The sequence below is a fragment of the Limnobacter sp. MED105 genome (genome assembly GCF_000170915.1).
GTDB lineage: Bacteria > Pseudomonadota > Gammaproteobacteria > Burkholderiales > Burkholderiaceae_B > Limnobacter.
The window spans coordinates 1-12842 of record NZ_ABCT01000031.1 but is presented as its reverse complement, the minus strand read 5'-3'; the positions used below and the strand labels follow the sequence as shown (position 1 = coordinate 12842).

Sequence of the window (12842 nt, the reverse complement as noted above, 5' to 3'; positions counted from 1 at the left end):
TCGCTAAGTAGCCAGGACCAAGCCACTTACCTTGCGGGACTGGATCAGGCGGAATTTGAAACACGAAGTTTTATTTGGGGTGTAACGCCCTCGCTGCTGGCCTGGCTGGCAGGCGCATTTTCGCCACCCCAGTTCACCCTGTGGATTCTTGCACTGATTCTGGTTTTGGTGTGGCTGGTGGACCAACGCTTTTTGAAGCCCATGAAGGCGTTTGATGCTTACCTACGCTTGAGAAACCACCTGACTTTGGGTGCAATTCTTGGATTGTTGGTGACCGCCTGCTTTGTCTAATGGTGTAGTCTTCATTCAAGACTGATCAAAAGCAAGGAAGGAAAAAGTATGTTCAAGGCGGTATTTCTTCAGAAAAACGAACAGGGTGAATTCAAGGCCAGTGTTGAACAACTGGACGAAGGTCAACTGCCTGAATCTGGCGATGTGCTGGTTCAAATTTCTCACTCCACTCTCAATTACAAAGACGGCCTGGCCATTTGCAACAAATCGCCCGTGGTGCGCCAGTGGCCTATGGTGGCGGGTATTGACGGCGCGGGCACTGTGCTGGAAAGCGCCCATCCGGGGTTTAAACCTAGCGATGAAGTCATTTTGAATGGATTCGGCGTGGGGGAAACCCATTGGGGCTGCCTGGCGGAAAAAGCCAAACTGAAAGGTGACTGGTTGATCAAACGCCCCGAAGGCCTGAGCGCAGCGCAAGCGATGGCGATTGGCACCGCGGGTTACACAGCCATGTTGTGTGTGCTGGGCTTGGAAAAAAGCGGCGTGAAACCGGAGAGTGGCGAGATTTTGGTGACGGGCGCAACCGGTGGTGTGGGCAGTATTGCGATCGTGTTATTGAGCAAACTTGGCTACACAGTAGTTGCCACCAGCGGAAAACCTGAACAAACCGAGTTTTTGAAAGGTTTGGGTGCAAGTGAAGTGATGGACCGCAAGTTACTCAGCGAACCCGGCAAACCCTTGCAACGCGAGCGCTGGGCTGGCGTGGTGGACTGTGTGGGTTCGCACACCTTGGCCAACGCTTGCGCGCAAACCAAATACGGCGGCACAGTCACCGCATGTGGATTGGCTCAAGGCATGGATTTGCCCTCTTCAGTGGCACCGTTCATTTTGAGAGGTGTTGCCTTGAAGGGGATTGATTCGGTGATGGCGCCGCTTGCAGTACGTGAAGAAGCATGGCGCAGACTGGCATCAGATCTCGACTTGAACAAGCTGAATGATCTGACTCGCACCCTTTCACTGGATGAAGCGATTGAAGCAGCCGCTCAAATTATGGCTGGAACGAACACAGGCCGAGTGCTCATCAAAATTTAATACACAGACTATTACCATGTTGCATTACCAAGTCACGGTGGCAGACCCGAAAGGCCACTATTTCGATGTTCAGCTGCAATTTGAAATTGCACGAGAACAACTGCAAGGCACTGGGGACCAGCGCTGGATTGATTTAAGCCTGCCCACCTGGATTCCGGGTAGTTACCTGATTCGGGAATTTGCCCGGAACGTGCTGTTTGTGCGAGCGCGAGCAGGATCGGTTGAAATTGCCTGCAACCGGGAAAGAAAGGACACCTGGCGTGTTCATGTGGATGGTGCGCAACTCGCGCCAACCTCTCCGGCACTTTTAATTCAGTGCGAATGGCGGGTATATGCCTGGGACTTGTCAGTGCGCGGCGCACACCTGGATGATACGCACGGTTTTTTTAACGGGACCAGCTTGTTTTTGTGCCCGAAGGGATTTGAACAGGAAGCAATCGAGTTAACCATCTCAAGGCCTGGAGAGAATTTGCAGGACTGGCTGATTGCCTGTGGCTTGCCGAGCCAACCAGGAACCTTGAAAGACCCTCATGGTTGCCCAGTGTTGCGGGCGGGCGGCTTGGTGAAGTTTCAAGCGACCGACTTTGACAGCTTGATCGACCACCCGGTAGAAATGGGTGGATTGCATGTTGAAAGTTTTACCGCTCTGGGCGTAGAACACGTATTCGCGGTGTACGGCGCGGACACCGACCTGGACCTACAGCGCATTTGCAACGACCTGAAACCGGTGTGTGAAGCACAAATAGCCCTGTTTGAACCAGAGCGCAAAAAAGCGCCCTTTGAACGATATGTGTTTATGCTGCATGCGACCGACAATGGCTATGGCGGACTGGAACACAGGAGCAGCACCGCTTTGCTTTTTAATGCCGATGAACTGCCACAATGCGGCGTGGAAAAAGCACCAAAAGGTTACGAGGGCTTTCTGGGGCTTTGCAGCCATGAGTATTTTCATTCGTGGAACGTAAAGCGCATGAAGCCTGCTGCGTTTGTTCCATACGACTTGACCCAGGAGAACTACACCCGACTACTTTGGATTTTTGAAGGGTTTACCTCGTATTACGACGATGTGATGCTGGCACGCGCAGGCAAACTGAGTGAGGAGGCTTACCTGAAAAGCTTGGGTCGAAATATTGCGCAGGTGATGAAGGGACCAGGGCGTTTGAATCAAAGCGTGGCTGACAGTTCTTTCGATGCCTGGACCAAATATTACCGGCAAGATGAAAACGCACCCAATGCCATCGTGAGTTATTACACCAAAGGTTCGCTGGTGGCCCTGTGCATTGACTCCGCAATTCGGCAGCAAACCAGTGGACAAAAATGCCTTGACGATGTCATGAGACTGATGTGGCAAAGAAAAGGGTTGAGCGGGGAAGGATTGCAGGAAGATGAGTTTCCAAGTGTGGTGCTTGAGGCCACGGGAATTGACTTGAAACAGGAAATAACGCGATGGACACAGAGCACAGAAGAGTTGCCCTTGAGCGATGCGTTAAAGGCTTATGGTTTTACCCTGAGTCAAACCCAGAATGACGAGCAGATTTACCTGGGTTTACACGGCCAATTCAAGCCTGAGGGTATGTTGGTGAAGCAGGTGATCAACGGCAGCCCTGCACACGCGAGCGGCATTTCGGCAGGCGATTTGCTGGTCGCTTTGGGTGAGAAAAAACTGACCGAAACGCACTACAAACGCCTGCTGGCAGCCAGCCAGCCTGGTGCTGAACTGCGGGCGATCGCCTTCCGAGCTGAAAGATTACTGGAGTGTAATTTGCGGGCAGGTGCGCCGGTTTCCAATGAGTGGGAAATCAAGAAGCTGGAGCAGATTGAGGGCAACACGGTTCCAGCCCCTTGGCTTCAATAAAAAAGATCGGCCAGTGCCTGACCTGGCGAGGCCGCCCTCATGAAGGCCTCGCCGACCAAAAATGCGTGAATATCATTGGCACGCATCAAAGCGACATCATCTCGGGTTGCGATGCCGCTCTCGGTGATCAACAAATGTTCTGGGCCCACTCGACCTTTCAGATCGAGTGTGGTTTGCAGTGACGTTTCAAAGGTTCGTAAATTACGATTGTTGACTCCAATCAAGGGGGTTTTCAACTGCAAGGCAATGTCCATTTCTTGCGCGTCGTGTACCTCGACCAACACATCCATACCCAACTCATTGGCACATTGCTCGAGTTCCTGCAGCTGAGGCAGTTGCAAGGCTGAGACAATCAACAATATGGCGTCAGCACCCAAGCCCCTTGCTTGTACGACTTGATAGGTGTCGATGATGAAGTCTTTGCGGATGCACGGCAGGCCGCTTGCCTCTCGGGCCATGTCGAGGTATTGGGGTGCACCCTTGAAGTATTGAATGTCAGTAAGAACTGACAAGCAAGTTGCCCCGTGCTTGGCATAGCTTTTCGCAATTTCCACCGGATCGAAAGGTTCGCGCAAAATACCTTTGCTGGGACTGGCGCGTTTTACTTCTGCAATGACAGCGGGCAGACCTTTGCCCACAGCTGTCTTCATGGCGTTGGCAAACCCACGTGCGGGAGCCAAGCGCGCGGCTTTGCTCAACCACTGCACCTCAGACAAGACTTGTTTGCCTTGCGCTATTTCTTCGCGTTTGGTGGCCAGAATTTTGTCAAGAATGTCGCTCATCATGCTGCCTTATTGCTCAATCGACTTGGTGAAATCGACGAACTCATTGAGTTTTCGAATTGCGGCGCCACTGGAAACCGTTGCACGGGCAACAGCAATGCCCTCTTTCAGGCTGCTGGCGACTCCCGCCGTGTAAAGGCCTGCTGCACTGTTGAGCAGCACGATGTCACTGATCGCGCCGCCTTGACCATTCAAGGCAAGGAAAATTTTGTCGCGCGACTCTTGAACGGAACCTGCATGCAGACTGCTGTGTGAAGCACGTGTAAGGCCGAAATCTTCGGGTTTGATGCTGTAGTGCTTGATTTCACCGTCGCGTAACTCTGCAATTTTTGAGTCGCACTCAATACATAACTCGTCCATGCCATTTTCGCCATGAACAATAAGCGCCTGTACAGAACCCAAACGCTTGAGAACTTGGGCCTGCAAATCGAGCAAATTGGCACTGTAAACCCCCATGACCTGCCGTTTTGCATGGGCAGGATTGGTGAGAGGGCCGAGAATGTTGAACACGGTGCGTACGCCCAGTTCTTTGCGGACTGGGCCCGCAAAACGCATGGCGCTGTGATGGTTTGGGGCAAACATGAAACCAATGCCGACTTGAGCAATCGACTGAGCGACCTGTTCAGGCTTTAGGTTAATGTTTGCTCCGAGCAATTCAAGCACATCTGCACTGCCAGAATTGGACGACACGCTGCGTCCCCCATGCTTTCCCACCTTTGCACCGGCGGCTGCAAGTACAAACATGCATGCGGTGGAGATGTTGAATGTTTGAGCACCATCGCCACCGGTACCACACAGATCGACGACTTCGGTACCAGCAGGCAATTCAACCGGGGTGACCAGATCGCGCATGACTTGTGCAGCGGCAGCCACTTCTTCAGCGGTTTCGCCTTTCACACGCAAACTTACCAGTAAACCAGCGATTTGCGCCGTGGTCAGACCGCCACTGAGTAATTGCTGGAATGCCTCGCGTGTGAGTTCATGCGACAAATCTTGCCCAGCAAGCAGTTGATTCAGAGTGGCAGGGTAATTAAATGGCTGGGACATAAGATTTGGATGGGAAAGGTTTGGCGGACGAGATTAATGAACCCGCTTGAGAAAATTTTTGAGCAGGTCGTGACCACGATCACTGAGAATGGATTCAGGATGAAACTGCACCCCCTCGACATCCAGCGTTTTGTGGCGTACTCCCATAATTTCTCCGTCTGCTGTTTCTGCGGTGATCTCGAGACAGTCGGGCAAACTTTCCCGCTCGATAGCCAATGAGTGATATCGGATACACGTGAGCGGATTGGGCAAACCTTTGAATACACCCACATTGTGATGATGAACAGGCGAAGTCTTTCCGTGCATGATGGTTTTTGCACGTACCACCTTGCCACCGAAAGCCTCGCCAATGGCCTGATGCCCAAGACACACGCCCAACACCGGCACTACGCCAGCCATGCGCTGAATGATTTCGATGGACACGCCGGCTTGCGCAGGTGAGCAAGGGCCAGGAGAAACACACACAGCGCGAGGCTTGAGGGCCAGGGCCTCAGAGATCGTGATTGCATCGTTGCGAACGACATGCACTTGTTGACCCAACTCGCCAAAGTACTGGACGAGATTAAAAGTGAAACTGTCGTAGTTGTCGATCATCAACAGCATGGCGGGCCTGCATTTCAAATAGAAGGGGGGGAGACAAGTGCGTAGTTAACACAAATTTTAACACACGCGCTCACCATGGCTGTTCGCGGGGAGAGACATTCACGACAACTCGCCGTCCAGCCCGGCTTGCACCAACTCGGCCGCTCGCATTACTGCGCGTGCCTTGTTTTCGGTTTCAAGCCATTCACTTTCGGCAACCGAATCGGCGACCACTCCAGCACCCGCCTGAACATACAGGGTTTGGTCCTTGACCACCCCGGTGCGGATGGCAATGGCCACATCCATGGTGCCGGTGAAGCTGAGATAACCACAGGCGCCACCATACACGCCTCGCTTGGTTGGTTCGAGTTCGTCAATGATTTCCATGGCGCGAACCTTGGGTGCGCCAGAAAGCGTGCCTGCGGGGAAAGTGGCGCGCAAGACATCCATCGCTCCCATGCCGGGTTTTAAATCACCCTGAACATTGCTGACGATGTGCATGACATGCGAATAGCGCTCGATGATCATTTTTTCGGTGACCTGTACGGACCCCACCTGCGCAATGCGACCCACATCGTTGCGGGCCAGATCGATCAACATGACGTGCTCTGCGATTTCCTTGGGGTCGGCGAGCAGCTCTTGCGCCAGAGCTGCATCTTCTTGTGGCGTTTTGCCCCGCGGCCGGGTACCGGCAATGGGACGCAAAGTGACCAATGGAGACTTGCCCTCGACCTGATCTTGCCGCACCAGAATTTCTGGGGATGAACCCACCACCTGAAAGCTGCCGAAGTTGTAATAGAACAGATACGGCGACGGATTCAGGGAACGCAAGGCGCGGTACAGCATGAGTGCGTCTTGCGTGAAACGCTTGCTGAGCCTTTGACCCAGGACCACCTGCATGACATCGCCGGCAGCAATGTATTCCTTGGACTTGGCCACCATGTCAAAGAAATAATCTTTGCTCATGCTGCGTTCAATGGGCGTGCTTTCACTGCTGGCAGACACGGGAATCGCGATTGGCTGACGAAGTTGACCCATGAGCCGCTTCACCTCGGCGACACCGTTTTCGTAGGCATTGGCTTGTGACGGATCGACAAACACAATCAGTTGAATGGTGCCCTGGATGTTATCAACCACCGCCATACGGTCGGTGAACATGAGCAGAATATCAGGGATACCCAAGTCATCGGCCTTGCGGCTGGCCTCCAGGCGGGGCTCCATGTAGCGCACAGTGTCGTACCCGAAATAGCCGGCGAGTCCGCCAAAAAAACGCGGGCTTCCGTGAACAGGCGGCACTTTGAAACGTGCATGGTATTGCTCGATGAATTGCAGCGGGTCACCGTTGAATGTTTCCAGCGTTTCAAGTGTGCCATCGGCGTGCTGCCGTTGCACCACAACGGAATGCTCAACCACCTTGATGGTGATGCTGGAGGGCAAGCCCACGAAGGAGTAACGGCCCGAGCGTTCGCCACCCACCACCGATTCAAGCAGGAAGGTGTTCGGTTTGTTGGCCAGTTTGAAATACACCGACAAGGGTGTGTCGAGATCTGCGTAGCAGCGCGCAATCAATGGAATGCGGTTGTAACCTTGCGCAGCAAACGCATCAAATTCGGCTTGAGAAATCATTGTGGTACCCGTGTGCCCAGAAGGCGTTGTGCAGCTTCCTCGATTGTGTTCACGATTCCATCGCATGGGGTTTCGTGAACAGACCGTCCCTCGTTGTAACCGTAGGGCAAAAGCCAACACTCCACGCCTGCTGCATTGGCCGCCAGCGCGTCGTTCACCGAGTCGCCGATCATCAAAGCCTGGGCAGGCTCGACGCCGAGCAGCGCACAGGCGTGAGTGACAGGCATTGGATCGGGTTTTTTAACCGGGCAGGTATCGCCACCCACCATGACTTCAAAGTAATGGGCAATACCGGTGCGCTCGAGCAAGGGCTTGGTGAAACGTTCGGGCTTGTTGGTCACCACCGCCAGTTTGTAACCCGCGTTTTTCAACATCTCCAGCCCTTCTTTCACACCGGGATAAAACACGGAGTGATTGCCGTTGATGTGGGTGTAATGGTTTTGCCAGTTGGCCATGGCCTGCGCATACAGCTCAGGCGAGGCCTTCTCTGTCATGCTGCCAGTCAAGCTTCGGTTCACCAGGTTTTCCGCGCCCTTGCCCACATACACCGCCACTGTGTCTTCGGGCAAAACAGGTTTGCCCAAGTCGACCAGCATGGCATTCACCGCGGCAGCCAGATCGGGCACCGTGTGCAAAAGTGTTCCATCCAGATCAAACAGTACTGCTTTCTTGGTCATGATTGCTTATCTCGTAGTTGCGAGTTCAGCGCGCATTTGATCAATTACAGCCTTGTAGTCGGGCTTGCCAAAAATGGCGGAGCCAGCCACAAAAGTATCTGCACCTGCGCGCGCTATTTGCGCAATGTTGTCGGGCTTTACGCCACCATCCACTTCCAGGCGAATGTTTTGACCGCCCTTGGCCACATGGGCGTCTATGCGCTTGCGCAACTCAGCGAGTTTCACCAAGGCTTGTGGAATGAAACTTTGACCGCCAAAGCCCGGGTTCACTGACATCACCAAAATAAGGTCAAGCTTGTCCATGACGTGATCCACCCATGAAATTGGGGTAGCTGGGTTTAGCACGATGCCCGCCTGGCAACCGGAATCACGGATCAGGCCCAAGGTGCGGTCAAGGTGATCGGTACCCTCAGGGTGCACACTGATGAGGTTTGCACCGGCCTTTGCGAAATCGGGAATGATTCGATCCACGGGGCGCACCATCAGGTGCACGTCAATCATTGCAGTGGTGTGGGGGCGCAGGGCCTCGCACACCAAAGGACCAATCGTGAGGTTGGGCACGTAATGATTGTCCATGACATCGAAGTGAACCCAGTCTGCGCCCGCTGCAATCACATTTTTCACCTCTTCGCCCAAGCGGGCAAAGTCGGCAGAAAGAATACTGGGGGCGATAACAAACGGGTTCATGGTTGGCCTTCGATGAAGAATTCATAAATCAAAGCAAGAGTTTAAACGAAGTTACCCCAGGCAAATGGCTTTGCAAGCTGCTTCGGATTTGTGAAATCGGGGGTTTGAAGTCATACTTGAAATCCAGAGCAACATTCACAAGCCACACCGCATGAGCAGCCCGTCACAGTATCAGTTTGAAGTCCGAGTCAGCACCCAGTTTCTGGAAGAACAAAGCGACAAGGACAAAGGCCCTTATGTATTCGCCTACACCATTGAAATTGAGAATGTGGGCGAGAGGACTGCGCAGCTATTAAGCCGCCACTGGATTATTACCGACGCCCACAACATTGTTCAGGAGGTGAAAGGCGATGGCGTGGTGGGTGAACAACCCACACTGCGCCCAGGCGAGCGATTTGAATACACCAGCGGTTGCCCCCTGCCTACCCCTGTGGGCACCATGAAAGGCAAATACACCTTTGTGGGCGAAGGTGGCGAGCAGTTTGATGTGCCAGTGCCCGAGTTTCTGCTTTCAATGCCCCGGGTATTGCATTAATCCTTGTCTGAGGGTTTACCGGGGCTGGATGATTCATCATCGGATTTTTCGACTGGATGATCGACCCTGGCCCTCAACGTCCACCACATGATGAACACGATCAGGCCCAAGGCCAAAACCATTTCCGCAATGAGTAACCACATGTTCAATCCACTCCGTTGTTGGTGGCCCAGCGCTGTGCTGGCTGCCTTGATTTTATCTGGATGCGCAACTGCTCCGACCCCGAAAACAGCTGAATGTTCATGTCCGGCTGGAGAAAAACAGGTCCAACTAGAGAAAAAAGACGAAAAACCGGCTTTGCCTCTGTTTGTGAAGTCAGACTTTTCTAGCTTGCCGGGCTGGAGCACAGCCAACCACGGCCGTTTTCTGGAGGCATTTGCTGAACAGTGCTCGGTAAATGGCAACGCGCTGGCAAAACGCAAAGCCACGCCCACCGGTTTGCTGGAAGCCTGCCGCAAGGCAAGACAAAATTTGAGCGGCAACGCACTTCTACCCGCACAAATCTGGATGGAAGCAAATTTTGAAGTATGGCAATTTCAACAGGAAGACGGCAAGAAAGAAGGTTTGCTGACTGGCTATTTCGAGCCAATGCTAAAGGGCTCACGCAAAGCCCAAGGCGCCTACAATGCGCCGTTGTACGGTGTGCCAGCCGATTTGATTACTGTAAAGCTGGACGAGCAGTACCCTGAACTGAAAGGAAAGCGCCTGCGTGGACGTTTGCAAGGCAATACGCTGGTGCCCTTCTTTGACAGGGCCGAATGGGAACGCCTTGGACCAGACCGGGAAAAGCCGATTGTTTGGGTGGACGACAAACTGGATGCATTTTTGCTGCAGGTTCAGGGTTCGGGCCGGGTAACCTTGCCTGACGGCAGCGTGATTCGTTTGAGTTACGCCGAGCAGAACGGCCACCCCTACAAATCAATCGGTAAAGTATTGGTGGATCGGGGAGAGTTAACTGCCGCGCAGGCCACCATTCCGGGCATTAGAAACTGGGCAAAAGCCAACCCGGGCAAGCTAGATGATTTGCTGAATGCCAACCCGAGCGTAGTGTTTTTTAAGGAAAACAAAGTGCTGCGTCCTCAGGAAGGCCCCGTGGGAGCCATGGGCGTGCCATTGACAGCACAACTGAGCCTGGCAATTGACCGTGAAAAGGTGCCTTATGGCAGCCCGGTCTGGATTGAATCCAGTAACCCTGTGACCAATGCGCCCATTGCGCAGGGCACGTTGGCGCAAGACACTGGTGGCGCAATTCGAGGTCGGATTCGTGCTGATTTCTTTTGGGGAACCGGGGAAGAAGCAGGTGCAGCCGCTGGGCTGACACGCCAACCCTTGAAAATGTGGCTGATTTGGCCCAAGGGCACGCCCCTGCCTGAAAGCGGAAGCTAGACCCAAGGGCACATTGCCTTGTTATTTGGCTCTTGAAGCCGCTGCAATGCGTCGATTCAGATCAGCAGAAGGGATGGCACCACTGACACGTGTGCCATCTTGAAAGAACACGGTGGGCGTGCCCGAAACCCCCATGCCACGCCCCAGGCTAACCAGCTCATCGATGGGTGGATTGCAGTTACCATTTCCAGTGGGGGACTGATCTTTCAGCATCCAGTCATCCCACATTTTGGACTTGTCGCTGGCACACATGACCTTTTGCGCTTTGTCGACAGAATCGCGCCCCAAAACCGGATACACATACGTGTAAACGGTGGTGTCCTGTAGTTTGGTTAAAGTTTCCTTGCGAAAACGTTTGCAATAACCGCAGTTGGGATCTTCAAACACGGCAATCTTCCGGCTGCCAGTTCCGTAGACGGATTTCAAAGCCAAACCCAAGGGCAGGTCTTTCTCAAAATTGATGGCATTGAGCTTATCCAATCTCGCTTCGGTCAAATTGGCCATGGATTTGCTTTCCATGAGCTCACCCAAAATAAGGTGACTGCCACTTGCGTTGGTGTAAATGATCTTCTTGGTGCCATTGTGATTCACCACCACTTCAAACAGACCATCGACAAACTCAATGTCGCTGACTGACACGACCTTCACACCAGATGCCCCCAAGGACTCATTCACAGCAGCTGTAATACGCTCGACCTGTGATTTGCTTGCGGCTGCCTGCACGGGTTGAACAGATTGGGACAAGGCCCATGCGCCAGCCGACAAGGCAATTACAGAGAGAGCAACAGCACTGCTGCGCTTGCGAAGGGACGAAGGTAGATTGAATTTCATAGGCCTGCTTGGGTAAAAATGATGAATTGTAATTAGGACACGCCCGAAGGCAATTTGTTCATTGCGCCAGGACTTTTCAGATCAACTTAACGCATGGCTTGTTGGGACAACCAACGCTTGAGCATGGGTAGCTGGTTGACAAGGTGCATGCCTTTGTTACGAACCCAGGCTGCACCAGGCAAGTCGAGCCGGAACAAGGTGTGAAGGCCATCGGTGAGAAAGTGCACCGGTGTACACGCCGCTTTGCGACGACGCTCCCAGGCGCGCCACAACTGCTCATCGGCAAGCCCCAAGCGCTGCACAGCCAGAAGACGCTTACGAGAGGTGAGTAGATTGGCCAACTCGGCTGCATCCTCCAACCCAAGATTCAACCCTTGACCCGCCAAGGGGTGGATCACGTGCGCGGCGTCACCCATCAACACCACACCGTTGTCGAACCAGACTGGCGCAACCCCATGCTTGAGCGGAAAGGCGTAGGTTTTACCCACCGGCACCAGATCACCATACAGTTCCTGAACAGCACCACCTGAGAGGGACTGCACACGACTGACCATGTCTGCAGGGCTGAGTTGCAGCAGCGCCTGTGACTGGGACAAAGGCATAGACCACACCATGGACACATGCGGCCCAGGCAGAGGCAACATGGCCAAGACGGAATCGCCTGAAAACCACTGACGTGCGGCACCGTGATGCGGCTTTTCAATGGCAAAGGTAGTGACCACGCCTTCGGCGCTGTAGTCATCGAGCGCGAAATCGAGACCGGCTTGCTTGCGGGTTTGGCTTTGCGCGCCATCCGCGGCAATCAGCAAGGGGACACGCACGGTTTTCAAGTTGGTGACCACGGCCCAACCCTCTTTTTCGCGGGAAAGGCCCTCGACTCTTGCGTCAAGCCAATCAATGCCCGGCTGATAGCGCATGGCAGAAAACAACACATCAAAGAGACAACTTTGCTCGATGATCCAGGTGAGGTAATCGACCCCGGTGTCACTGGCATTGAAACGCAAGTGGCCCTGCGCATCCCCGCTGGAATCGCCCCAAACCTGCATCTCGGTCACAGGCTGTACTTTCTCGCTTGGGATATTGTCCCAAACCCGAAGCCGGTCGAGCACACGTTGGCTGCGATGCGACAAGGCGAACACCCGGGGATCAAACCGTTGATCGGGATTGGGCTGAAACTGGGGAGAACGAGCGCCGACCACCAGCACTTTAAAACCGGAGGTGGCCAACACCAGTGAAGCGACCAAGCCGACAACACCACAACCGATAATGGCCACATCGTAGCTGGGCGTTTGCTGAGGCTGCAGGCTTGTAAGATTGCTCATGGTCGATAAGGGTCGGCGAGGACTGCTTTGTTAATTATTGAACATGCTACAGCGATTTTGCATTTGTTGTTTGCGCAACGTCAAAGTTTCGGATAAACTTGCGGGCTTCGGTAGTGAACACCACCGAATACGCGTGGCCGAGTAGCTCAGTCGGTAGAGCAGAGGATTGAAAATCCTTGTGTCGGCAGT

The 12842-nt window shown here is 53.6% G+C and carries 14 protein-coding genes; 5 read left to right on the top strand and 9 right to left on the bottom strand.

Features of this window, described 5'->3' with window-relative positions:
- The 3 genes from LMED105_RS15585 to LMED105_RS15575 form a co-directional block, all read left to right on the top strand.
- Window positions 1-291, top strand: a 291-nt coding sequence (locus LMED105_RS15585; protein WP_008253191.1) for a DUF3429 domain-containing protein, incomplete at its 5' end; no start/stop codon positions are given.
- Between the two features lie 48 nt (window positions 292-339).
- On the top strand, window positions 340-1323 hold the full coding sequence (locus LMED105_RS15580) for an MDR family oxidoreductase (RefSeq protein ID WP_008253189.1): 984 nt from the start codon (window positions 340-342) through the stop codon (window positions 1321-1323).
- Window positions 1324-1339: 16 nt separating this feature from the next.
- Window positions 1340-3178, top strand: a complete 1839-nt coding sequence (locus LMED105_RS15575) for a M61 family metallopeptidase (protein WP_008253187.1) — start codon at window positions 1340-1342, stop codon at window positions 3176-3178.
- Here LMED105_RS15575 and trpC read toward each other — a convergent pair.
- The 6 genes from trpC to rpe all read right to left on the bottom strand — a co-directional run bounded on the left by trpC (window position 3172) and on the right by rpe (window position 8579).
- Window positions 3172-3960 carry an indole-3-glycerol phosphate synthase TrpC gene (gene trpC, locus LMED105_RS15570; RefSeq protein WP_040513782.1) on the bottom strand — a complete coding sequence of 263 codons (789 nt, stop codon included), beginning with the start codon at window positions 3958-3960 and terminating at the stop codon, window positions 3172-3174. The two genes, LMED105_RS15575 and trpC, sit on opposite strands and share 7 nt — an antisense overlap.
- A 9-nt stretch (window positions 3961-3969) precedes the next feature.
- Window positions 3970-5007: an anthranilate phosphoribosyltransferase gene (gene trpD, locus LMED105_RS15565; RefSeq protein WP_008253173.1), complete on the bottom strand. Its 1038-nt coding sequence runs from the start codon at window positions 5005-5007 to the stop codon at window positions 3970-3972.
- 33 nt (window positions 5008-5040) lie between these two features.
- The gene (locus tag LMED105_RS15560) at window positions 5041-5610 is read right to left on the bottom strand and encodes an aminodeoxychorismate/anthranilate synthase component II (protein WP_008253171.1); all 570 of its coding nucleotides are present in this window, start codon (window positions 5608-5610) and stop codon (window positions 5041-5043) included.
- 99 nt (window positions 5611-5709) lie between these two features.
- Window positions 5710-7212: an anthranilate synthase component I gene (gene trpE / locus LMED105_RS15555; RefSeq protein ID WP_040513783.1), complete on the bottom strand. Its 1503-nt coding sequence runs from the start codon at window positions 7210-7212 to the stop codon at window positions 5710-5712.
- Window positions 7212-7892 carry a phosphoglycolate phosphatase gene (locus LMED105_RS15550; protein WP_008253169.1) on the bottom strand — a complete coding sequence of 227 codons (681 nt, stop codon included), beginning with the start codon at window positions 7890-7892 and terminating at the stop codon, window positions 7212-7214. The genes trpE and LMED105_RS15550 overlap by 1 nt, the downstream gene beginning before the upstream one ends.
- A gap of 6 nt (window positions 7893-7898) precedes the next feature.
- Window positions 7899-8579 (bottom strand): ribulose-phosphate 3-epimerase, encoded by a 681-nt coding sequence (gene rpe, locus LMED105_RS15545; RefSeq protein WP_008253168.1) that lies wholly within the window; start codon window positions 8577-8579, stop codon window positions 7899-7901.
- A gap of 151 nt (window positions 8580-8730) precedes the next feature.
- On the opposite strand from rpe, the gene apaG reads away from it, so the two are divergent.
- On the top strand, window positions 8731-9114 hold the full coding sequence (apaG, locus tag LMED105_RS15540) for a Co2+/Mg2+ efflux protein ApaG (protein WP_008253163.1): 384 nt from the start codon (window positions 8731-8733) through the stop codon (window positions 9112-9114).
- Here apaG and LMED105_RS16960 read toward each other — a convergent pair.
- A complete protein-coding gene (locus LMED105_RS16960) occupies window positions 9111-9257 on the bottom strand; it encodes a hypothetical protein (RefSeq protein ID WP_198006878.1) in 147 nt (48 codons plus the stop codon). The two genes, apaG and LMED105_RS16960, sit on opposite strands and share 4 nt — an antisense overlap.
- Here LMED105_RS16960 and LMED105_RS15535 point away from each other — a divergent pair.
- Window positions 9256-10500: a murein transglycosylase A gene (locus tag LMED105_RS15535; protein WP_040513781.1), complete on the top strand. Its 1245-nt coding sequence runs from the start codon at window positions 9256-9258 to the stop codon at window positions 10498-10500. The genes LMED105_RS16960 and LMED105_RS15535 overlap by 2 nt on opposite strands.
- A gap of 21 nt (window positions 10501-10521) precedes the next feature.
- Here LMED105_RS15535 and LMED105_RS15530 read toward each other — a convergent pair whose 3' ends face one another.
- Together LMED105_RS15530 and LMED105_RS15525 are read right to left on the bottom strand one after the other, a co-directional pair.
- Window positions 10522-11331: a DsbC family protein gene (locus LMED105_RS15530; protein ID WP_008253149.1), complete on the bottom strand. Its 810-nt coding sequence runs from the start codon at window positions 11329-11331 to the stop codon at window positions 10522-10524.
- An 86-nt stretch (window positions 11332-11417) separates the two neighbouring features.
- Complete coding sequence (locus LMED105_RS15525; protein ID WP_008253148.1) at window positions 11418-12653, bottom strand: FAD-dependent monooxygenase; 1236 nt, start codon at window positions 12651-12653, stop codon at window positions 11418-11420.
- Window positions 12654-12842: the final 189 nt, after the last annotated feature.